At 74.2% G+C, this 21,116-nt stretch carries 16 protein-coding genes and 3 pseudogenes; 7 read left to right on the forward strand and 12 right to left on the reverse strand.

Annotated features, from left to right (window positions below; genetic code table 11):
• Positions 1–2: 2 nt before the first annotated feature.
• On the reverse strand, positions 3–3,719 hold the full coding sequence (locus ABWK59_RS31095; protein WP_354643992.1) for a SpoIIE family protein phosphatase: 3,717 nt from the start codon (positions 3,717–3,719) through the stop codon (positions 3–5).
• Between the two features lie 129 nt (positions 3,720–3,848).
• Between ABWK59_RS31095 and ABWK59_RS31100 the strand changes: the two genes are divergently transcribed.
• Complete coding sequence (locus ABWK59_RS31100; protein ID WP_354643993.1) at positions 3,849–4,805, forward strand: pseudouridine synthase; 957 nt, start codon at positions 3,849–3,851, stop codon at positions 4,803–4,805.
• Between the two features lie 156 nt (positions 4,806–4,961).
• On the opposite strand, the gene ABWK59_RS31105 is transcribed toward ABWK59_RS31100, so the two are convergent.
• Positions 4,962–6,719: an FG-GAP repeat domain-containing protein gene (locus ABWK59_RS31105; protein ID WP_354643994.1), complete on the reverse strand. Its 1,758-nt coding sequence runs from the start codon at positions 6,717–6,719 to the stop codon at positions 4,962–4,964.
• A 280-nt stretch (positions 6,720–6,999) separates the two neighbouring features.
• On the opposite strand from ABWK59_RS31105, the gene ABWK59_RS31110 reads away from it, so the two are divergent.
• The gene (locus tag ABWK59_RS31110) at positions 7,000–7,605 is read left to right on the forward strand and encodes a disulfide bond formation protein DsbA (protein ID WP_354643995.1); all 606 of its coding nucleotides are present in this window, start codon (positions 7,000–7,002) and stop codon (positions 7,603–7,605) included.
• A gap of 27 nt (positions 7,606–7,632) precedes the next feature.
• On the opposite strand, the gene ABWK59_RS31115 is transcribed toward ABWK59_RS31110, so the two are convergent.
• Complete coding sequence (locus ABWK59_RS31115) at positions 7,633–9,093, reverse strand: SulP family inorganic anion transporter (RefSeq protein ID WP_354643996.1); 1,461 nt, start codon at positions 9,091–9,093, stop codon at positions 7,633–7,635.
• Positions 9,094–9,316: 223 nt separating this feature from the next.
• On the opposite strand from ABWK59_RS31115, the gene ABWK59_RS31120 reads away from it, so the two are divergent.
• Together ABWK59_RS31120 and ABWK59_RS31125 are read left to right on the forward strand one after the other, a co-directional pair.
• On the forward strand, positions 9,317–9,748 hold the full coding sequence (locus ABWK59_RS31120; protein WP_354643997.1) for a protein-tyrosine phosphatase family protein: 432 nt from the start codon (positions 9,317–9,319) through the stop codon (positions 9,746–9,748).
• Positions 9,749–9,873: 125 nt separating this feature from the next.
• Positions 9,874–11,004, forward strand: coding sequence for a CapA family protein (locus tag ABWK59_RS31125; RefSeq protein WP_354643998.1), 1,131 nt, complete (start codon positions 9,874–9,876; stop codon positions 11,002–11,004).
• 63 nt (positions 11,005–11,067) lie between these two features.
• Here the strand turns inward: ABWK59_RS31125 and ABWK59_RS31130 are convergent, their stop codons facing one another.
• Positions 11,068–12,054, reverse strand: a complete 987-nt coding sequence (locus ABWK59_RS31130; protein ID WP_354643999.1) for an NAD-dependent epimerase/dehydratase family protein — start codon at positions 12,052–12,054, stop codon at positions 11,068–11,070.
• 179 nt (positions 12,055–12,233) lie between these two features.
• On the opposite strand from ABWK59_RS31130, the gene ABWK59_RS31135 reads away from it, so the two are divergent.
• The 3 genes and pseudogenes from ABWK59_RS31135 (at position 12,234) to ABWK59_RS31145 (ending at position 14,541) form a co-directional block, all read left to right on the forward strand.
• Positions 12,234–13,076, forward strand: coding sequence for an MBL fold metallo-hydrolase (locus ABWK59_RS31135; protein WP_354644000.1), 843 nt, complete (start codon positions 12,234–12,236; stop codon positions 13,074–13,076).
• A gap of 115 nt (positions 13,077–13,191) precedes the next feature.
• Positions 13,192–13,443 (forward strand): annotated as a pseudogene (locus tag ABWK59_RS31140) (DNA-binding protein); the annotation flags it as partial.
• Between the two features lie 84 nt (positions 13,444–13,527).
• Positions 13,528–14,541, forward strand: a complete 1,014-nt coding sequence (locus ABWK59_RS31145) for a nucleotidyl transferase AbiEii/AbiGii toxin family protein (protein ID WP_354644001.1) — start codon at positions 13,528–13,530, stop codon at positions 14,539–14,541.
• A gap of 57 nt (positions 14,542–14,598) precedes the next feature.
• On the opposite strand, the gene ABWK59_RS31150 is transcribed toward ABWK59_RS31145, so the two are convergent.
• The 8 genes and pseudogenes from ABWK59_RS31150 to ABWK59_RS31185 all read right to left on the reverse strand — a co-directional run.
• Positions 14,599–15,009 (reverse strand): hypothetical protein, encoded by a 411-nt coding sequence (locus tag ABWK59_RS31150; RefSeq protein WP_354644002.1) that lies wholly within the window; start codon positions 15,007–15,009, stop codon positions 14,599–14,601.
• A 128-nt stretch (positions 15,010–15,137) separates the two neighbouring features.
• Complete coding sequence (locus ABWK59_RS31155) at positions 15,138–15,653, reverse strand: hypothetical protein (protein WP_354644003.1); 516 nt, start codon at positions 15,651–15,653, stop codon at positions 15,138–15,140.
• Between the two features lie 129 nt (positions 15,654–15,782).
• On the reverse strand, positions 15,783–16,022 hold the full coding sequence (locus ABWK59_RS31160) for a hypothetical protein (RefSeq protein WP_354644004.1): 240 nt from the start codon (positions 16,020–16,022) through the stop codon (positions 15,783–15,785).
• Between the two features lie 165 nt (positions 16,023–16,187).
• On the reverse strand, positions 16,188–17,138 hold the full coding sequence (locus ABWK59_RS31165; protein ID WP_354644005.1) for an NAD(P)-dependent alcohol dehydrogenase: 951 nt from the start codon (positions 17,136–17,138) through the stop codon (positions 16,188–16,190).
• Between the two features lie 244 nt (positions 17,139–17,382).
• Entirely contained in the window at positions 17,383–18,165 is a 783-nt protein-coding gene (locus ABWK59_RS31170; protein ID WP_354644006.1) for a sporulation protein, read from the reverse strand.
• A 257-nt stretch (positions 18,166–18,422) separates the two neighbouring features.
• Complete coding sequence (locus ABWK59_RS31175) at positions 18,423–19,244, reverse strand: lipase family protein (RefSeq protein WP_354644007.1); 822 nt, start codon at positions 19,242–19,244, stop codon at positions 18,423–18,425.
• A 198-nt stretch (positions 19,245–19,442) separates the two neighbouring features.
• Positions 19,443–20,165: pseudogene (locus tag ABWK59_RS31180) on the reverse strand (putative Ig domain-containing protein); the annotation flags it as partial.
• A 201-nt stretch (positions 20,166–20,366) separates the two neighbouring features.
• Positions 20,367–20,981: pseudogene (locus ABWK59_RS31185) on the reverse strand (S1 family peptidase); the annotation flags it as partial.
• Positions 20,982–21,116: the final 135 nt, after the last annotated feature.

Genomic DNA, 21,116 nt, shown 5'->3' on the forward strand with positions numbered 1-21,116 from the left:
CGTCACCGGACCGTGCCCGGCGGCACCTCCAGTTCGAACCACACCACCTTGCCGTCGCGGGTGCCGCGACTGCCCCAGCGGTGCGCCAGCTCGTTCACCAGGTGCATGCCCCGGCCGCCCTCGTCCTCCGCCCGGGCCCGCCGCAGCCGCGGCTCGTGCGGCTCCACGTCGGAGACCTCCACGGTCAGCAGCCGGTTGCGGAACAGCCGCAGCTGGATCGGCGCTCCCGCGTGCACCAGCGCGTTGGTGATCAGCTCGCTGGTCAGCAGCTCCGCCAGGTCGCCCAGGCCGCCCAGCCCCCAGCCGGCCAGGGTGTCCCGGGTGAACCGGCGGGCGTGCCGCACCATGGCGTGGTCGCCGGCCAGCTCCAGGGTGGCGATCCGGTCACCCTGGATGGATCGGGCATGCGCCATGATCACCGCCACGTCGTCCTGCCCGCTGTTGGCGCCCAGCGCCGTCAGCACCGCGTCGCAGGCCTGCTCCAGCGACCCCTCCCGGGAGGCCACCGTCCGGCGCAGCAGGTCCATGCCCTCGTCCAGGTCCCGGCCGCGCCGCTCCACCAGCCCGTCGGTGTACAGCACCAGCACGCCGTCCTCCGGAAGAGTGAACCGGGTCGATTCGAACGGCACCCCGCCCACGCCCAGCGGCGCCCCCGCCGGCAGCTCCAGCAGCCGGGCCGACCCGTCCGCGTCCGCCACCACCGGCGGCAGGTGGCCGGCGCTGGCCACCGTGCACTCCCGGTCCACCGGGTCGAACACCAGGCAGACGCAGGTGGCGAACTGGCCCTCGCCCAGCGCCCCGGCCGCGTCGTCCAGCCGGCGCAGCACCCGGGCCGGCTCCATGTCCAGGGTGATCAGCGTCCGCGCCACCGTCCGCAACTGGCCCATGGTCGCCGCCGCCCGGATGCCGTGCCCCATCACATCGCCCACGATCAGCGCCACCCGGCCGCCGGACAGCGGCACCACGTCGAACCAGTCGCCGCCCACCTCGCTGATCACACTGCTCGGCAGGTATCGGTAGGCGATCTCCAGACCCGGCGTCCGGTGCACGTCCTGCGGCAGCAGGCTGCGCTGCAGGGTCAGCGCGGTGTCCCGCTCCCGGCGGTACAGCCGGGCGTTGTCGATGCACACCGCCGCCCGCGCCGCCAGCTCCTCGGCCAGCGCCACGTCACCCGCCGTGAACGCCGACGGATTGCGGGTCCGGATGAACTCCGCCCCGCCCAGCACCGTCCCCCGGGCCAGCAGCGGCACCATCAGGTACGAGTGCACCCCCGCCTCCAGGCTCGGCTCTATCCGGTCCGGATGGGCCACGATCCGCCGCAGCGCCGCCTCGTCCACGTGCGGCACCAGGATCGACCTCCCGGTCCGCAGGCTCTGCGCGTACAGCTGCGCCGACCTCGACGCCCCGCCGATCGGGTCGGCCGCGCTGGCCATCACCCCCTCCTCGCCGATCTCCCCGACCGCCACCGCGCGCAGCATCACGCCGCCGTCCGCGGGCATCGGATCCGGCTCGTCGCCCTGCAGCACCGACTCCAGCACGTCCACCGTGACGAAGTCCGCGAACCGCGGGATCACCACCTCGATCAGCTCCTGCGCGGTGCGCTGCAGGTCCAGCGTGGTGCCGATCCGGGTGCTCGCCTCGTTCAGCAGCGCCAGCCGCTGCTGCGCCGCGCCCGCCGCCTCCAGCGCCCGCTGCCGCTGCTGGGCCGCGTCCCGCTCCCGGGTGTACAGCAGCGCGTTGTCGATGGACACCGCCGCCCGCGCGGCCAGCTCGGCGGCCAGCGCCACGTCCGCCTCGTCGTACGGCCGCTCGGTCACGCTCCGGTAGAACGTCGCCACCCCGACCGCCGCGCCGCGGGCGATCAGCGGCACCACCATCACCGCGCGCACCCCCTGGTCCCGGACGGCCGCGTAGCGCTCCGGGTCGTCGGTGAACCAGTTCATGGCCTGCTCGTCGATCCGCGGCAGGAACACCGGCCGCCGGTGCGCCAGCGCCCAGGCGTACGGGGTGGACGGGTGGAACCGGTGCACCGAGCCCACGGGTGCGATCGGGTGCATCCCGCTGCCCGGCACGGTGTGGAAGGCCATCCGCCGCAGCACCGCCGACCGGTCCGCCCGGCCCGGCCCGGGCTCGCGCGCCCCCCGCACCAGCGCGTCCAGCACCTCCACCACCACGGTGTCCGCCAGCCGCGGCGTGGCGATCTCGGCCAGCTCCCGGGCCGTGGCCGCCAGGTCCAGGCTGGTGCCGATCCGCGCCGAGGCGGTGTTCACCAGGGCCAGCCGCTCCTGCGCCGCGCGCGCCTCGTGCAGCGCCTGCTCCCGGGACTCCGCGGTCTGCTGCTGGCGCTGGTACAGCCGGGCGTTGTCCACCGCCACCGCCGCCCGGGAGGCCAGCTCGTCGCCCAGGGTGATGTCCGCGTCGTCGAACGGCTCCCGGCCCGAGCGGCGCGAGTACACCACCATGCCCAGCACCGCGCCGCGCGCCACCAGCGGCGTGATCACCACCGGACGCGGCTTGGCGCCGAGGTACGCCCGCAGCCGCTCCTCCGTCACGTTGCTGCTCAGCAGCGGCAGCTCCCAGGTCGGCGCGGTCACCGTCCGGCCAGAGTCCAGCGCCCGCGCGTACCCCGAGTCCAGCGGGATCCGGTACACGCTCTCGGTCGGCATGCCCTCCACCGGGTGGTCCGGATCGGTGGTCGACAGTGCCAGGCGCCGCACCCGCTGCGTCCCCGGTGCCCCGGCCGGCCGCAGCTCGTCCCCGGTCACCAGGTGCTCCAGTGCGAACACCCCGACCGTGTCCGCCAGGTCCGGCACCATCGCGTCGGCCAGCTCCCGCGAGGTCTGCCGCAGGTCCAGCGTGGTCCCGATCGAGGCCGTCGCCTCCGCCAGCAGCCGCAGCCGCTCCTGCGCCCGGGCCGCCAGGGTCTCCGCCTTGTACCGCTCGGTGATGTCCACGATCGTCGAGCTGACGCCCAGCACCCGGCCGCTGGAGTCCTCCAGCCGGAAGTACGAGGCCGACCAGGCGTGGTCGTGCCCCGGATCGCCGGGGGTCCGCCCGTGCGAGCGGGTGTCCACCACGGCATCGCCGCCCTGGAGGACCCGGCGCATCACCGCCTCGATCTCCTCCCCGTTGATCCCCGGCAGCATGTCCGTCACCCGCCGCCCCAGGTGCTCGGCCACCGGCAGGCCGTTGATCCGGGCCAGCGCCTCGTTCAGCCGCACGAACCGCAGCTCGGTGTCGTACACCGCCATGCCGACCGGAGACTGGGTGAAGAACCCGTCCAGCACCGCCAGGTCCGACTGCAGCCGGCGCAGCGCCGTCACGTCCGAGGCCACCGCCAGCACCAGCGGCCGCCCGCCGGGACCGGCTATCGGATGGGTGCGGAACTCCAGGTTCACGTAGTGGCCCTCGGCATGGCGCACCGGGAACACCCCGGACCAGGCCCGGCCGCTCAGGATGTCCGCGAACAGCGCCAGCACCTCGGGCCGCTGCTCGTCGGTGACCAGCAGCTGCGCGGCCATCGCCCCGACCGCCTCCTCGGCCCGGTAGCCGAGCAGCGCCTCCGCGTCCGGGCTCCAGTGCAGGATCCGCCCGTCCTCGGAGATCAGCGCGGTCGCGATGGGCACCATCAGCAGGCCGTCGACAACCTGCTCGCCGTCGGCCGGTGATGCCGGGAGACGGCGGGTCCGACGGACCAAACGCTGCTTGCCGGTGTCCATCTGGCCACCTGTCCGGGAGAGGTCGGCGCTCCGCCCTGCCATCGTCCCATGGCAGCCCGGTACCGCCCAGACGGGCGACAGGCCCTGCGGCCTGTACCGTTCCCGGGTGAGCACAGGAGAGCAGAGGCGATGAGGCGCAGGAATCCCGGCCCGGCGAGCCCGCTGCCGCAGCGGAACGGCATCGACCCGGTCCGGGTCAGGCTGCCCCCGGACGGCACCTGGCCGACCGTCCCCGCCTACCTCCTGCACCGCTACGGCACCGCGGTCGGAGCCGAGCGGGTGGAGGCGATGCTGCGCGGCGGCGAGTTCGTCTCCGCCGACGGGCCGGTCGGCCCCGCGACGCCGTACCGGCCCGGCGGGCTGGTCTGGTTCCACCGCGAGACCGAACCCGAGGTGCCGGTGCCCTTCCCGGTCGAGGTGCTGCACCGGGACGAGCACCTGGTGGTCGTCGACAAGCCGCACTTCCTCGCCACCACCCCGCGCGGGCGGCACGTCACCGAGACCGCGCTGGCCCGGCTGCGCCGCGATCTCGCGCTGCCCGCGCTCAGCCCCGCGCACCGGCTGGACCGGCTCACCGCGGGCGTGGTGATGTTCGTCGCCGACCCGCGGCAGCGGGGCGCCTACCAGGGGCTCTTCGAGCGGCGCCTGGTGCGCAAGGAGTACGAGGCGGTGGCCGGCCACCTGCCCGGGCTGGAGCTGCCGGCCACGGTGCGCTGCCGGATGGTGAAGGAGCGCGGGGAACTCGCCGCCCGGACCGTGCCGGGGGAGCCCAACAGCGAGAGCCGGATCGAGCTGATCGAGCACCGCGGCGGGCTCGGCCGCTACCGGCTGGAGCCGCACACCGGGCGCACCCACCAGCTGCGGCTGCACATGGCCACGCTCGGGCTGCCGATCCTGGGCGACCCGCTCTACCCCGAGGTGGTCGGCGAGGTGGCACCCGGGGACTTCCGCCGCCCGCTCCAACTGCTGTCCCGGGTGGTGGAGTTCACCGATCCGGTGACCGGCGGGCGGCGGCGGTTCGAGAGCCGGCGGACGCTGCAGGCCTGGACCTGCCCCCGGGAGTGGGCGGAGACGGTCCAGGGCTGACCGGGCCCGGGGCCGTTGGCAAAGGTGATCAAGCAATGAGAGCTCGTGTCCGGCGTGACGCGCCGTCATGAGCCGTACACGGACGCCCGGGTGGTCGCCCGTGTACGGCTCCTTGCTCGCGGGCCGGGGCCCGCCGCCGGGGTCCGAAGGACGGGATCAGAGCATGTTCGTGTAGATGTTCCAGCCGGCGCCGAACTTCACCCGGGGGGCGAAGGTCGCGGTGCCGGCGTTGCCCGTGGAGGAGTACCGGTACATGTCGCCGTTCTTGACCCGGGCGAGCACGTCGCCCTTGCTGTCCCCGTCGATGTCACCGGGCGCGATCAGCATGTCGTAGACGTCCCAGCCGCTGGCGACCTGTTCCCGGGCGGTGAACGGCGCGGTGGACGTCCCCGTGCCCTTGAAGAGGAACAGCCGGCCGGAGGTGTCCCGGGCGAGCAGGTCGGGCCGTCCGTCGCCGGAGTAGTCGCCGGCGCCGACGAGCGCGTTGTAGGCGTTCCAGCCGCTGCTGACCTTGATCGGCGTGCCGAGCCTGGGGTACACCGCCCCGTCGCCGGGGTGCAGCCACAGGACGCCGGCCGCGTCGCGGCTGAGCAGGTCGCCCTTGCCGTCGCCGGTCAGGTCGCCGGGGCCGACCATCAGGTTGTAGTTCCAGGTCGAGTTGACCTTCTTGCCGCGGATGTACAGGTCGCTGCCGATGTTCTGCACGTAGATGGCGTGGTTGTGGCTGTTGAGCCCGGTGGCGTACGTGTTCCGGGAGCCGCGCGGCTCCGTGCCGACCCCGGTCGGCGGCGTCCGGTAGGTGCCGTCGGCCAGCGCCTCGTACTTGACCAGGGTGCCGTCGGTCTGGGTCATGACGTTCTGGGACTTGCCGTAGAGCTGCGTGGTGCCGGCACCGACGATGAACCTGTTGAACTCGTAGCCGTCGCCGAAGTACTCCGGTGCGGCGAAGTGCCCGCCGCCGGTGGACTTGAACCAGTACTGCACGCCGTCACGGTCGCGGGCGAGCAGGTCGCTCAGGCCGTCGCCGTCCCAGTCGTCCATGCCGGTGATCATGTTGTAGGCGTTCCAGCCGGTGCCGACCTTGACCCGGGCCTTGAGCGGGGCGGTGGCGCTGCCGGCCCCCTTGTGGAACCACAGGTCACCGGTCAGGGTGCGGGTGAGGACGTCGCCGAGGCCGTCGCCGTCGACGTCGCTGGCCCCGACGATCTGGTCGTAGACCCCCCAGCCGGAGCCGACCTTGACCCGCGCGTCGAAGGGCTTGGTGACCGTACCCGTCCCCGGGTGGAGCCACAGGTCACCGGCGAAGTCGCGAGCCAGCAGGTCGGGGTGGCGGTCTCCCGTGACGTCCCCGGTGGCGATGACCCGGTTGTACTTCTGCCAGCCGGTGCCCGACCACAGGGGCGCCGAGGTGGAGGTCGGGCCGGCCTCGTAGAGCGTGAGGACGCCGTCGAAGGAGAGGGAGAGCAGTTCGGGCTTGCTCGTGCCGCCCACGTCACCCACCGGCAGCAGGTCCTTGAACGAGGCGTCGGGGTCGGTCTTGGAGATCGCGTAGTCGCTCCACTCCCGGAGCGACGTCAGGTAGACGGCCGTGGACTGGTCGTACTCCATGGAGATCAGGTCACTGCGGCCGTCGCCGTCGACGTCGTGCCGCGGCTTGGCGACGACGGTCGCCTGCTCGGACGGCGCGGACAGGGCGGGCAGGACGACGGTCGGGTACGCGCCGGCGCCGGGCGGCGCGGTGTCGGGGTCCGACACCGGTGCGGTGTCGGGCGTCACGGGCTGCGCCACGACGGAGTCGGACGCGCGGTCCTGCGGGGCGGCCGTGCTCGGGGCGGTGGCGAGAGCGCCGACAGCCAGGGCGAGGACGCCCGCGGCCGCCAGGACCCTCAGGCGTCCGCGGAACAGTGCGGTCAAGATCCCCCCTCGGGATCGAACGTGTGGACCCTCCCGGGCGCCTCGTGCCCCGCGACCGGGACACGCGTCGGCGCGTGAACGGTCCCCACTTCCTTCCCGCACCGTACGGATCGATTTTGTGGATTCCTTGTGGGACTGCTCCCCCTCCGCCTCCCCGACTCTCCGAACTTGCGCTTGATCATCTTTGGGGACGGACCCTGGTGGGGTGGGTAAGTGGCCCAGGGATCCGGGGCGGAAATGGCCCGCTCGGGCGGGCCACCGGGCCCCTAGGGTCGGTCGGGTGACGAACTCTGTGGACTTCTACTTCGACCCGATCTGCCCGTTCGCGTGGATCTCCTCCCGGTGGATCCTGGAGGTGGAGCGCCAGCGCGAACTCGACCTGAACTTCCGGGTGATGAGCCTGTCGGTGCTCAACGAGGGCCGCGCGGACCTGCCCGAGCGCTACCGGCGGCTGCTGGACACCGGCTGGGGCCCGGTCCGGGTCTGCATCGCGGCCGCCGAGCAGCACGGCGACCACGTCCTGCGCGACCTCTACACCGCGCTGGGGACCCGCCTGCACGACCAGGACCGGGCGGCCGACGACGCCCTGATCCGGGAGGCCCTGGCCGAGGCGGGCCTGCCCGCGGACCTCGCCGGTGCCGCGTACGTCACCGACTTCGACGACGCCCTGCGCAAGAGCCATCACGAGGGCATGGACCCGGTCGGCGAGGAGGTCGGCACGCCGACGATCCACGTGGACGGCACCGCGTTCTTCGGCCCGGTGCTCACCGCGATCCCCCGGGGCGAGGACGCGCTGCGGATCTTCGACGGCGTCCGGCTGCTGGCCGGCTACCCGAAGTTCTTCGAGCTGAAGCGGACCCGGACCGGTTCGCTGGACTTCGGCTGACGGGCCGGGCGCCGGGCTTCGGAGGGCTCACGGACGCTGGGGTGCCGGGCGGGCCGCCAGGCCGGGGCCGCCGCCCGGGTGACCGTGCCGGGCCGCCCACTCGTCGAGGGCCGTCCGGCAGGCGTGGTCGAGGTGGCGCAGGTCGGTCAGGTCGAGGTGGACCGGCCGGCCGCGGGGCAGCGACTCCAGGGTCTCCAGCAGCCGCGGCAGCCGGAGGAAGGTGGCGTGCCCGGACAGCCGGACCCGGATCCCGGTGGCGGGCTCGTCCCGGATCTCGGTGTGCAGCTGGGAGGTCTCCCAGGCGGACTTGAGGACGGCGAGCAGCAGGCCGAGGAGGACGCCCTCGAAGAGGTTGGTGACCACGATCGCCACCGCGGTCGCGACCAACACCAGGGCCTCGCCGCGGTGTTCGCGCCAGAGCGGGGGCAGTGCGCGGACCGGGAGAAGCTTGGCGCCGGCGTGCACCAGGACCCCGGCCAGGGCGGCGAGCGGAATGGCGGAGAGGGCGGACGGGATCAGCGCGGTAAACAGCAGCAGCCAGACGCCGTGCAGCACCCGGGAGGCCTTGGTCCGGGCGCCCGCCTGGACGTTGGCGGCGCTGCGGACGATGACGGCGGTCAGCGGGAGGGCGCCGAGCAGGCCGCACACCGTGTTGCCGGCGCCCTGGGCGATCAGCTCCTTGTCGTAGTCGGTCCGCGGGCCGTGGTGGAGGCGGTCCACGGCGGCGGCGCTGAACAGGCTCTCCGCGGAGGCGATCAGCGCGAAGGCCACCACCGTGCCGGCCATGCCGAGGCCGGTCAGCCCGGCGAGGTCGGCGGGGGCCGGGAGGTGGACGGCCGCGGCGAGGCCGTGCACCTCGATCCGGCCGATCGGCCAGCCACCCAGCGCCGTCGCGGCGGTGGCGAGGGCCACCGCGGCCAGCGGCGCCGGCACCGGACGCACCCGCTCGGGCAGCCGCCGCCACAGCACCAGCACCAGCACGGTGCCGACGCCGATCGCGGCCTCGGTCAGCATCCGCCCGTCGCCCGCCGCGCGGACGGCGAGCGCCGGCAGCCCGGCCAGCTTGTCGAGCCCGGACCCGGGCGCCGCCGAGCCCGCCAGGGCGTACAGCTGCCCCGCGATCAGCACCAGGCCGATGCCGGCGAGCATGCCCTGGACCACCGAGAGTGATATCGCCCGGAACCAGCGGCCCAACTGGAGTGCGCCCATGGCGAGTTGGATCAGCCCGGCGGACAGGACCAGCACGCCGAGCGCGGAGAGCCCGAACTCGGTGACGGCCTCGTAGACCAGGACGGTCAGGCCGGCCGCGGGCCCGGACACCTGGAGGCTGCTGCCGGGCAGCAGGCCGGCGACCAGCCCGCCGACGATCCCGGTCACCAGGCCCAACTCGGCCGGGACACCGGAGGCGACGGCCACGCCGACGCAGAGGGGGAGGGCGACGAGGAAGACGACAAGGGAAGCGGTGACATCCTTGGAAAGGTTGTTCATCGGATCCTCGAACGTGAGGGGCGCGGTGAGGCGCGCCGCGTCTGACGTACCGTCAAGAACTAGTAAAGCACGGCCCTTTGGAGAGTAAACGTTTCGTCGACAAATCCGATCGTATTCGATCGGAGACGGGTGCTTCCCGGCGTTCCGCGGGCGAACCGGAGGGGTCGGAAGGGTGGAATGTGGAGCGGGTGTGGGGGAAGGGTGGATGGCCTACGATCCGGGGATGACCACCTCCTGGGACCCGGCCACGCCGGGCGTGCTGCGGCTCCCGTCCGGTCGGCTGGTCCGGGGGCGGGGCCTGCGGCGGCCGCTGCCCGCGGGTCCGGAGCCGGAGTTCGGGCTCTACCTGCTGGGGCGGCGCCCCGAGGCCGTCCCGTGGCCGTCGCGCTGGCTCCGCTGGCCGGACTTCCGGCTCCCCGCCGACCCGGCCGACGCCGCGGGAGCCCTGCGGGAGGCCTGGGAGCGGGCCGCCACCGAGCGGGTCGAGATCGCCTGCGGGGGAGGCCTGGGGCGGACCGGCACCGCCCTCGCCTGCCTCGCCGTCCTCGACGGGGTGCCGGCCGCCGAGGCGGTCGGATACGTGCGGGCCGGCTACGCCCGCCGCGCGGTGGAGACGCCGTGGCAGCGGCGCTACGTGGCGCGCTTCCGGCTCTAGGACAAGCCCTGGCGTGCGGCGAGCCAACGGGTCGTCCGGGTGCGAAGGTGAGCCCCGCAGCCCGGGAGCGGGCGGCCGGTGTCGTAGGGTTTGCGGGCTCGTACGAACTTCCGGGGGGACTCTCCATGCGCCGCGCCGCCACCGCCGCCGCCCTGCTGCTCGGCCTCGTCGCCGTGGCCGGCTGCGGCTCCACCCCGCCGCCGCCCGCCACCCCCGCGGCCCAGGGCGGCAGCGCCCAGCCCGGTGCCGCCCCGGCCGGGACGGCGAGCGCCGCGCCGGCGCTGTCCGCGGCCCCCGTGCCCGACGGCAAGCTGACCATCGCGTTCGCCGGCGACGTCCACTTCGAGGGCCGTACCCAGCCCCGGCTCGGGGTGAAGCCGCCGGAGGCGGCGCTCGGCCCGATCGCCCAGACCCTCGCCGCCGCCGACCTCTCGGTGCTCAACCTGGAGACGGCCATCACCGGCCGCGGTGCCCCGGAGGCGAAGATCTACCACTTCCGTACCTCGCCGCAGGCGCTCGCCGCGCTGCGCGACTCCGGTGTGGACGTGGTCTCGATGGCCAACAACCACGCGGTGGACTACGGTCCGGACGGCCTCACCGACACCCTCGCCGCCCAGGCGTCCGCCCCGATCCCGGTGATCGGCATCGGCCGCGACGCCCAGCAGGCGTACGCCCCGTACGTCACCACCGTGGAGGGCGTGAGGGTGGCCGTGATCGCGGCCAGCCAGATCGTCGACCTCACCAACCAGAAGTACCGGGCGGGCGCGGCCAAGCCGGGCATCGCCTCGGCGCTGGACGAGTCGGCCCTGCTGAACGCCGTCAAGCAGGCGAAGACCCAGGCCAAGGTGGTGGTGGTCTACCTGCACTGGGGCGAGGAGGGGAAGACCTGCCCGACCGCCGCGCAGACCTCGATCGCCAAGAAGCTCGCCCAGGCCGGCGCCACCGCCGTGGTCGGCACCCACGCCCACACCATGCTCGGCACGGGCATGCAGGGCGGCACCTACGTGGCGTACGGCCTGGGCAACTTCCTCTGGTACGGCACCTCCGACTACAAGGACTCCGACGAGACCGGGGTGGTCACACTGACCGTCAGCCCGGAGGGCAAGGTGGTCGGCGAGTCCTTCACCCCGGCCCACGTCGGCGCCGACGGCGTGCCCGCTCCGCAGACCGGCCAGGCCGCGACGGCCGCCCGCGCCCGGCTGGACGGCCTGCGCGGCTGCGCCGGGCTGAGCCCCGCACCCCGCGACAACGGCTGACCCGCCGAGCGCTGGGGCCGGCTGGCCCCGAGCGGCCGGATCGGCCCGAGCGGCCCGGCCGGATCAGCCCTCCAGGACCGCGGCCTCGACCTTCGGGTCCAGGCCGAGCACGGGACGGTCGGGCCGCTGCGGGGAGGCCCCGCCGAGCCCGTCCAGCCACCGCCAGGTGTCGGCCACGGTCTCCGCGACCGGGCGGCAGTGCAGCCCGTGGGCGAACGCCCTCGCGGTCTCCAGCTCGAACAGGTACTCGTGCAGCTCGCCGGGCGGAGCCCAGATCGGCAGGTCCGTCCAGGGCTCGATCCCGGCGGCGGCGATCCGGGCGGGATCCGTCCAGCGCAGCTCCGCGTCCGAGCCGGTGGCCGCCACGCAGGCGTCCAGCAGCTCGCCCATGGTGCAGTGACCCTGCCGGGAGGCCAGGTTGTAGGGGCCGCACCGTCCGGCCACCGCCGCGTCCAGCGCCCAGCGGGCCAGGTCCCGGGCGTCCACGTACTGCAGCGTCAGGTCGCGCGGGCCCGGGGCCAGCACCGGGCCGCCGCGGGCGATCCGGTTCAGCCACCAGGTGAGCCGCCCGACGTCCTCGCCCGGGCCGAGGATCAGCCCGGCGCGGAGCAGCAGCGAGCGGTCCTCGCCGAACGCGCCGGTGACCGCCAGCTCCCCGCCGCGCTTGGCCCGCGGGTACGGCACCTCGCCGTCGTCCGGTGACCCCTCGACCAGGACGCCGTCCTCGGCCGCCCGGTGGTCCACCGGGTCGGCGTAGATCGAGCAGCTCGACACGTACACGTACCGGCCGACCCGGTCGGCGAGCAGCCGCGCGGCGTCCCGGACCGCCGAGGGCCGCGCCGACCAGGTGTCCACCACCAGGTCCCAGGAGCCTTCCGCCAGGGCGGCCAGGCCGTCCGGCGCCGTCCGGTCGCCCACCAGCACCGTCGCGCCCTCGGGCGGACGGCGGGTACCGCGGTGAAGCAACGTCACATCCCAGCCGCGGGACAGCGCGTCGTCGACGACGGCACGTCCGACGAACCCGCTCCCGCCGAGCATCAGTATTCGCATACCGCTCACTCTCGACGGCCCCCGGCGGCAGGTCCAGGGGCATCCGCCGTCAGCGGAATCGCCGTCAGCTGAACGGCGGGGGAACGGTCGGCCGGAACCCCGGCCGGCTCCGTCTACCGGCGGGTAGGATGCGTCGCCGGTACGGCGACCGCCGCCGCCCGGTCCCCGCAGGAGGCGACATGACCATCCACCACCTGGACTGCGCCAACATGTGCCCCGTCGGCGGCCGGCTGCTGCTCGGCAGCGGCGGGCCACTGACCGGGCGGATGGTCGGACACTGCCTCCTGGTCGAGGGCGAGGACGGACTGGTCCTGGTCGACACCGGCCTCGGCACCGGCGACGTGGCCGACCCGCGCCGACTCGGCCGCTCCTTCCTCACCGTGGTCCGGCCCCGGCTCACCCTGGAGCGGACCGCCCTGCACCAGGTCCGCGCCCTCGGGTACCGGCCCGAGGACGTCCGCCACATCGTGCTCACCCACCTCGACGTCGACCACGCCGGCGGCCTCGGCGACTTCCCGCACGCCCGGGTCCACCTGCTCGCCGACGAACTGCGCGCCGCCCGGATCCGCGCCACCCGCGCCGAGCGGGACCGCTACCGGCCGGTGCAGTGGTCCCACGGGCCGCGCTGGGTCGAGCACGGGCCCGCCGAGGAGTCCTGGTACGGCTTCCGGGCCGCCCGCCTGTCGGTCGGTTCGGCGCCCGAGATGCTGCTCGTCCCGCTGCCCGGGCACACCCGCGGCCACAGCGGGGTGGCCGTCCGGCAGGGCGACGGCTGGCTGCTGCACTGCGGTGACGCGTACTTCGCCCGCACCGACATCGAGCCCGGCGCCGGGCCGCGGACCGCGCCCGGCCTGGCCGCCTTCCAGCGCCTGGTCGCCACCGACGACCGGGCCCGGCTGGCCAACCAGGCTCGGCTGCGGGAGCTGCGCCGCGACCACCCCGAGGAGGTCCGGCTGCTCTGCGCCCATGACGCCACCGAGTTCACCCGGGCCCGCTCGCTCGCCGCCGCGGCCGCGCGGTAGTACCGCTCCGTTCGGGTTCCCGGCCCGACCGCCACCCGCGCCGAACGGTCACGGCCGCGTTCCCACGCCCAGGTGAACGCAGCCCGGGGCCGAACGGATGTGAACGGAATGTTTGCTGCTCGGCGGGTCGGCCGTGCGGGAGGAGGGCGAACCGGAGGTGGACCACGCGGACATCGTCGCGGCGCTCACCCTGCTGCCCCAGGCCCGGGCCGAGTTCGACGCGCTGGAGCGCTCGCTGATCGCCCAGGCCCGCGGGCGCGGGTTCACCTGGCAGGAGGTCGCCTTCGGCCTCGGCACCCCGTAGGCGGGCCGCCAGCGGTACGAGCGCCTCGCCGGGCGCACGGCCGCGGAGACCGGCGAGGCCTGAGCGGGCCCCGGCTGTCGGTGGCTGCGGCGATGATGGCCGCCGTCCCCGGGCGGGCCGGGGCGGCGAGCGGCTGGGAGAGCAGTGGTGCGCGGCGAGGGGTGGAGCGGGACGGGCGGCGCGGCCCGCGGGGCGGTCCTCGATCATCTGCTGGGCCTGGTCGCGGGATCACCCCGGGCGGACCACCTGGTGCTGCGCGGCAGCATGACCATGCCGGCGTGGGTGGGGGAGGCGGCCCGCGCACCGGCCGACCTGGACTTCCTGCTGCTGCCAGAACTGGCCGTCCCCGTCGACCCGTTGGACCCGCACCCGTATGTGGACCGGCTCGCCGAGGTGCAGCACTGGCCGGAGGCCGCCGACGGCGCCGCCCGGTACGAGATCTGGCGGGACGGCTGGGAGGAGTACGAGGTCCGCGGGCTGCGGGCGGTCCCACCGCCCGAGGGGACGCACTGGGAGGTCGAACCCGACCCCGACGACCTCGGCGAGCTGCTGCCGGCGCTGACCGACCTGATCCGCCGCTTCCCGGAGGCGGCCCCGGGCCTCGGCCTCGACCCGAACGGGATACGGACGGACGCCGGTTGGACGTACGACTACAGCGGCGGCGGGTACCGGTTCGACACCACGGCCGGGGAGGGCGGGCTGCGGGTCCTGGTCCCGTGGCAGGCCGACGGCGGCGGGCCGGAGGGTGTGGCGCAGTTGGACTTCGCGTACGGCGAGCGGCTGTCCGTCCCGCCGGTGTGGACGCTCGTACCGCGCGGGGACGGCGGCCCGCCCGCGCTGCTGCGGACCGCGAGCGCGGAGCAGTCGCTGGCGTGGAAGCTGAGGTGGCTGCGCGCCGACGCCGCGGACGGGCGGTCGCGCGCCAAGGACCTGTACGACGCCGTGCTGCTGTCCGAGCGGCCGGGTGCCCGGCTTCCGGGCCCGGCGGTCGGTACCGCCGGCGGAACGGGGGCGGGAAGGGCGGAGGTGCGGGTCGAGGAGGAGGACTGGAGGGCTTTCCGGTCGGAGAACCCGCAGGTCCGGGGATCGGCCGCGGACTGGCTGCGGCGCCTGGAGACCGCGCTGGCCCGGACGGCGGCGGAGGTGGCGGCGGAGGGGTAGGCCCCCCGTGGCGCCGTGCGGGCGCCGGGGCCGGCCCAGCGCCCCGTCGACCGCCGGTTACATGTCCTCCGGGAACAGCGCGGTCAGCGTGCCGTCCGGGCCGAACCGCTTGAACCACACCGGCCGGCGCCCCAACTGGACCACCGAGGGCGTCATGTAGAGGTCGTCGCGCGGCTCGCCCGGCTCGGCGCCGGGGGCCAGAGCGGTGTCCACGGCCGCCATGGTGATCAGGCGGAGCACGTCGCAGCCCACCGAGGTCGGATCCTGCCGGGCGGCGACGGGATCGAGCTCGGCGGCCATCCGGCCGAGCGCCTGCCACAGGGACACGGACACGTAGGAGATCGGCGACCCGACGAGGGTCTGGTGCGGAAGGGCGTCCGGACAGGGCAGCCAGGAGCCGGCCGCGACCCTGTCCTCGGGACGCGTCGGAACCTGGTCAGCCCCAGCAAAGGCGAGATCGAAGCTCATGTCCAAAACGCTACCGGCGCCCACTGTCACTGCCCGGGTGGAGCTGACAACGAATCACCCCGGCGAGGGAGTTGGGGAATTACCGTGACGCGCGCGGCGTTCCGTACCGCGGCCGCCGGCCGGGCGCGTCAGGTCTCCAGGACGCGGGCCACCGCCGAGCGCGCCGAGTTGAGCGTCCTGGGCCGCAGGCCGGTCAACCGGGCCACCGCGCTGCGCAGCCACATCGCGTCGCCGAGCCGGCGCACCGCGCCCACCTCGACGGTCTGGCGCAGCAGTTCGCCGGCCAGCAGCACCTCACTCCAGCCGTACCGCCGCCCGTGCCGGCTGAACGGCGCCGTCCAGTACTCGTAGGGGCAGCGCAGGGTACCCTCCAGGCAGGAGCCGTGGGCCCCGATCCGCACCACCGCCGGGGCGAGTTGGGCGACCCCGGTGAACACGTCGGAGTCGGACAGCCGGTGGGCGGCGAGCGTCACGTCCAGTTCCATGAACCTCGACCAGGGCACCGGACGCGGCGGTCGTCCGGCGCCGGTCCGGTGTTCCAGTCCCTCGGGGCCGAGGACCAGGAACTCCCCGTCGCTCCTTTCGTGATCGCCGATGATCCACCGGCCGCCGACCAGTTCGAGTGGGCCCAGACGTTCGCTCATGATCCCCCGTCGGATGTGGAGTTCGTCCTCGTACCGGACGATAGTCGAGCGCACCCGCGGGCGTGGCGACTCCGGTGACCGGATGGAGCCGGTCCGCTCCGGAGCGTCCCACCGCGGGTACGGGGGCCGTCACCGCAAGGGGTGCGCGACCACCGCCGACCTCGCGTTCCGGTACCCGGCCTGCGGCAGCGCTGCCGCCCGGGGCGGTCTGGCGAGGGTGAGCGCCCGGGCCAGCACGTGCAGGACCTCCCAGGAGGAGAATCCGACGAACGCGCCCCGGCCGGTGCTCGTCAGGCGGCGGGGCGCCACCGGTCTGGGCCGCTCCCGCTTCCCGCGGTCGGGCAGGGCGCTCTCCGGCGTTCTTCTCATATGACCCCCACGGTCGTTCGAGTGGCGTGACAGCGTGCGACGCTATGGCGGATCCGGGGGGCGCACGCAAGTACGCACAGCGGGAATTCGTTCGGAAAGCGCCGTGGGGCGCCGCCGCGGGCCGGCGGGTAACGCGGACCAGGCGGACCAGGTGGGTCAGGCGGGTCAGGTGGTGACAACCAGGTTGCCGACCGGGTGACCGTGGTCGAGGTGGTGGAGGGCGGTGATGGCCTCGGCGAAAGGGTAGATCCGACCGATCACGGCGTGGAGGTCGCCGGTGGCGACCATGCGGTCGAGGACGATCAGGTCGTCGCGGGTCCGGCTGGCCGCGAAGGGCCGCAGCCGCTGCTGGACGAACGGCGAGACCATCAGCGCCGCGGCCAGCCGCCGGGTCGGGCCGAGCCAGCGGCCGCCGGTCCCCGCGGAGAGGACCAGGGTGCCGGACGGAACGAGGGCGCGGCGCAGCGCGCCCAGCGGGTGGTCGCCGACCAGGTCGAGGATGACGTCGTAGCGGCCGGTGGCGGCGGTGAAGTCCTCGCGGGTGCAGTCGACGGCCTCCACGGCGCCCAGGGAGCGGACCAGACCGAGGTTCCGGGTGGCGCAGACGGCCGTGACCCGGGCCCCGTACGCGGCGGCGATCTGGACGGCGAAGGTCCCGACCCCGCCCGAGGCGCCGTTGACCAGCACCCGCTGGTCCTCGCGGACCTGCCCGCAGTCCCGCAGCGCCTGGAGCGCCGCGGTGGCGGCCACCGGCAGCGTCGCCGCCTGCGCGAAGCCCAGCGAGGCGGGCTTCGGCGCGACCAGCTGAGCCGGCGCGCTGACGTACTCGGCGAGGGCGCCGGTGCACTCCGCGTACACCTCGTCGCCCGGCCGCAGGGTGGTCACCCGGACCCCGGCCTCCGCCACCCGGCCCGCCACCGCCCGGCCGAGGACGTGGTCGGCCCGGGGCCGCCGCGGGCCGCCCGCCATGACGCGGACGGCGAAGGGCTCGCCGTGCATCAGCAGCCGGTCGGCGGCGTTCAGCCCGGTGGCCCGGACCTCGATCAGCACCTCGTCCTCGGCGGGCGAGGGCTTCGGGATGTCCCGGAACTCCAGCAGGTCCGCCGGGCCGTACAAACGGTGGACGACCGCCCTCACCGGTCGGCGCCCCGGGACGCGCGGGTCGCGCGGGCCGGCGGATCGGCGACGGTCATGGGGGCCTCCTCACTCCGGCGGACCTCCGCGGGCGCTGCCGCGGGGCTCGCGCGGACGGCGGGCTGGGCGGAACGCACCCCCGGAACCCTCCCGGGCCTCCAACCTAAGCCGACGGGCCCGCGCCCACCGTCCCGGGCGGAACGAACCCGGGACGGTGGGCCCGGCGTCAGAGCCAGCCGCGGCGCCCGCCCACGGAGTGGATCCACTCGTGGAGGTACGCGGCCCAGTCGGTCTCCCGGGCGGCGGAGTGCGGCACGGTGAAGGAGCGGAAGGTGTCGCTGCCCTCGGTGAACAGTCCGCCGCGCTTGTCCATCTCCAGCACCACGTCCACCGCGTGCTCGTCGGCGACGAAGGACACCTCGACCTGGTTCAGCCCCGGGTACTGCGGCGCCGCGTAGTACTCGATCTCCTGGTAGAACGGCAGCCGCTGGCGGGTGTTGCGGATGTGGCCGCGCTCCAGGTCGGCGCCCTTGAAACGGAAGCCCAGCCGGTCGAAGCCCTCCAGGATCGCCTGCTGCACCGGCAGCGGGTGCACGTTGATCGGGTCCAGGTCGCCGGCGTCCACCGCGCGGTCGATGGCCAGCTCGGTGGTGACGCCCATGGTCATCCCGCGCAGCTGGTGGCCGCCGACCGCCGTCACCGGGGTCTCGAACGGCACCTGGAGCGCGAAAGGCACCACGTGCGCCGCGCCCGCGGCCAGCTGGAACGCCCCGCCGAGCTGCTGCTTGTGGAAGGTCACCGTCTGCAGGTGCTCGGTGTCCCCGCCCTCGACCTCGACCCGGGTCTGCAGACCGACACCGAGCCCCTCGATCTGCTGGTCGACCTTGCCGCCCTGGATGCGGACCTCGCCGTGGAGGACGCCGCCGGGCACCGTGTTCGGGTCGAGCAGCACCGTCTCGACCGACGCGCCACCGACTCCGAGGCCCGCCAGCAACCGCTTGAAACCCATCACAGATCCTCTCGTGAACCCGCCACCGCGGGCGGGGCGGCCGGTCCTGCCGGCACGCCACCCGCGCTGGTTCTCCCGCACGAGTATCCGTCATGCGTCCGGGCGGACCGAGCCCGCCGTGCCCCGGCGAGCCGGAGGGCGACGCTTCGGTTCCGAACGGCCCCCTGGCGGACCGCCGGTCCGGATCTCCCGGGGCGACCACCGCCGGGCCCTCCGCCTCCGCCGCACGGGCGGCCACGGAGCGCGCGAGGGGGACGTCAGACCGTCGCGGCGAGGCTGCGCTCGAAGGCGGCCAGGTAGTGCTCCACGTGGTGGTCCCTGAGGCCGTCCGTCCCCGGCGCGAAGGGATCGGGCTGCACGCCCTGGTCCGGGACCCCGCCCACCGGCGGCGCGCCCTCGTGCAGCCGCCCGTCGGCGTCGAACCGGCGAAGCGTCTCGACGTGGGTGTAGACCTGCCCGGGCGGCATCCGGGGGACGACGTCCTCGTTGTTGACGAAGCGGTGGCTGCGGTGCCGGAACGGCTCCCGGTACGCCGCCGCGAGCAGGCGCTCGCAGGTACGCGGCTGCCCGTAGGTGTAGACGCCGTCCGGCAGCAGCCGCGGCGCCTCGAAGTAGAGGTGGGCGCCGGCCAGCATGGCCAGCGCCCCGCCGAGGCCGTGGCCGGTGAGCCAGACGGTCTGCTGGTCGGTGCGCAGTTCGAGGACGGCGTCGCGGAGTTCGGGGTACACGGACCGGACGGCCCGGTCGAAACCGTGGTGGACGTACCCCTTGCCGCCCGGCCCGGGGACCGGCGGGGTGGCGGTGTCGCTCAGCCAGCCGCGGATCGTCCCGGCGTCGGTCCCGCGGAAGCCCGCGACGATCATGCGGTCGCTCGCCATCACGTACGCCCGGGTGTCCTCGATCGGGAACGGTTTGGGGTGGCGGGACTCGAAGTGCCGGACCTCGTCGAAGCCCCAGGTGCGGGCCAGAGCCTCGACGGCGGGGCGGGCGCGGTAGGCGAGGGCGGCGGCCCGGGCCATCCAGTACGCGTGCGGGAGGCTGTGGGAGGTGGCGGCGTGGTCGAACGGCGGAACGGCCATGGTGCGGGTCCTCCGGCGGGGGAGCGGCGCGGCGGGCGGCCGGCGCCGGGCGGGCAGGTCCCTGGGCAACCTAAGCCGTGCGCGAAGGGGGCGGTGCGGCGCCACTCCGGAGGTCACCCGGCCGGCGGCGGCCGCCCGTGGCCCCGTACGGCCGAAGGCCCGGCAGCGGTGGCTGCCGGGCCCTTCACCGACTCACCGTCAGCTGGTCTGGATCGAGGTGTCGTCGATCACGAAGCTGGTCTGCAGCGAGGAGTCCTCGGTGCCGGTGAACTTCAGCGTGACGCTCTGGCCCGCGTAGGCGGACAGGTCGAAGGTCTTCTGCACGTAGCTGCCGGTCGCGTTCGCGTTGGAGAGCGTGGTCAGCGTGGTGCCGTTGGCCTGGACCGTGAGCTTGTCGTAGACGGTGCTGCCGGACTCGGCGGTGTCGATGCGGACCCAGAAGCTCAGGGTCGCCTTGCAGCCGGCCGGGATGGACACGGTCTGGGAGAGGGTGTCGGTGTGGGTGGAGCCGTAGCCGTTCAGCCAGGCCTTCCAGGAGCCGGTCCGGGCCGGCCGGCCGGTGCTGTTGTCGATCACGCCCGAGGATGCGGTCCACGGCGCGGCGGAGCCGGTCTCGAAGCCGGCGTTGCCGAGCAGCTGGGTGCCGGTGCAGCCGCCGCCGGTGGTGTTGACCGTCCAGGTGAAGCTGGCGGAGGCGGTCTTGTTGGCGGCGTCCTTGGCGGTCACCGTGACGGTGGAGGTGCCCGCGGCGGTCGGGGTGCCGGTGATCAGGCCGCTGGAGCTGATCGACAGGCCGGCCGGCAGGCCGGTGGCCGAGAAGGTCAGCGGCGCTGTGCCCCCGGAGGCCTGGACCTGCAGGCTGACCGCGGTGTTCACCACGGTGGTCTGGTTGCCCGGGTTGGTCACCGACACGGCGGTGCCGGCCGGCTTGGTGAGCAGGCAGCCGCTGACGCTCAGGTCGATGGCCCGGTTGGTGCCGAGGCAGGTGGTGAACCAGTAGGTCTCCTCACCGTAGCTCTGGCCCTTGGTGACGGTGGTGGTGCCGTCGGCCGCGACCTCGCACGGGTTGTTGAGGGTGCACATCTCGCCGTCGTCGTTACCGGTGTTGTTGATACCGACGATCTTCTTGGAGGCGGCGTCGACGATCGGCGAACCCGAGGTGCCGTGGGTGGTGTTGCAGCCGGAGCTGTAGCGGATCGAGTCGTGCCAGGTCCACTCGTCCTCGCGCAGGGTGTCGACGAACCCGTTGATCGAGCAGTTCCACACCTGCTTCCAGTACGAGGAGGGGATGAACATCGAGGAGCCGTCGACCGGGTGGGTGTCGCTGATGGTGAGGGCCGTGGCGCCGAACTTGGAGGTGATCGAGGCGAAGGTGTCGGTCAGCTGGTACAGCGCGACGTCGGTGCCGGTCATCGTGGCGTAGAGGACCTTGTCCGCGGTCACCGTGCCCAGGGAGGAGCCGGCGCCGTTGAGGAGCGTGCCGCTGCGGCTGGCCGAGGCGTTGAGGATCACCTGGCCGGCGGAGGGCATGGTCGGCAGGCAGTGGCCGTTGGTGAGCATCATGGCCCGGTCGGTGCCCACCGAGGAGGGGTAACGCACCAGCGAGGCCGAGCAGTTGCTCAGGGCGATGGTGGAGGTCAGATCATTGGCCTGGACGGCCTGCGCCGGTGAGGCGGCTGTCAGCGTGGCCGCGACGACCGCGGCCGTGCCGACTATGGAGGCAAGTCCCTTGAGCATGGGTCTCCTTGTGGGGGATGGCCCGGCGCGCGGCGGTTGCGCGCGTCCGGACCGCAAAAAACTGCCATGGTCACTTCAACCAGTCAACTGTTCGGCCGTAATTGGAGGTTGGCCTGTGCACTTGGGCACTCGGCG

Origin of the sequence: Kitasatospora sp. HUAS MG31 (assembly GCF_040571325.1) — a bacterium.
In the GTDB taxonomy this organism is placed as follows: Bacteria; Actinomycetota; Actinomycetes; order Streptomycetales; family Streptomycetaceae; genus Kitasatospora; species Kitasatospora camelliae.

Excerpts from the sequence above, each read along its gene's own strand:
- ABWK59_RS31095 (WP_354643992.1), bottom strand. The coding sequence starts at position 3,719 with ATGGACACCGGCAAGCAGCGTTTGGTCCGTCGGACCCGCCGTCTCCCG.
- ABWK59_RS31100 (WP_354643993.1), top strand. The coding sequence starts at position 3,849 with ATGAGGCGCAGGAATCCCGGCCCGGCGAGCCCGCTGCCGCAGCGGAAC.
- ABWK59_RS31115 (WP_354643996.1), bottom strand. The coding sequence starts at position 9,093 with ATGAACAACCTTTCCAAGGATGTCACCGCTTCCCTTGTCGTCTTCCTC.
- ABWK59_RS31120 (WP_354643997.1), top strand. The coding sequence starts at position 9,317 with ATGACCACCTCCTGGGACCCGGCCACGCCGGGCGTGCTGCGGCTCCCG.
- ABWK59_RS31125 (WP_354643998.1), top strand. The coding sequence starts at position 9,874 with ATGCGCCGCGCCGCCACCGCCGCCGCCCTGCTGCTCGGCCTCGTCGCC.
- ABWK59_RS31130 (WP_354643999.1), bottom strand. The coding sequence starts at position 12,054 with ATGCGAATACTGATGCTCGGCGGGAGCGGGTTCGTCGGACGTGCCGTC.
- ABWK59_RS31135 (WP_354644000.1), top strand. The coding sequence starts at position 12,234 with ATGACCATCCACCACCTGGACTGCGCCAACATGTGCCCCGTCGGCGGC.
- ABWK59_RS31150 (WP_354644002.1), bottom strand. The coding sequence starts at position 15,009 with ATGAGCTTCGATCTCGCCTTTGCTGGGGCTGACCAGGTTCCGACGCGT.
- ABWK59_RS31155 (WP_354644003.1), bottom strand. The coding sequence starts at position 15,653 with ATGAGCGAACGTCTGGGCCCACTCGAACTGGTCGGCGGCCGGTGGATC.
- ABWK59_RS31160 (WP_354644004.1), bottom strand. The coding sequence starts at position 16,022 with ATGAGAAGAACGCCGGAGAGCGCCCTGCCCGACCGCGGGAAGCGGGAG.
- ABWK59_RS31170 (WP_354644006.1), bottom strand. The coding sequence starts at position 18,165 with ATGGGTTTCAAGCGGTTGCTGGCGGGCCTCGGAGTCGGTGGCGCGTCG.
- ABWK59_RS31175 (WP_354644007.1), bottom strand. The coding sequence starts at position 19,244 with ATGGCCGTTCCGCCGTTCGACCACGCCGCCACCTCCCACAGCCTCCCG.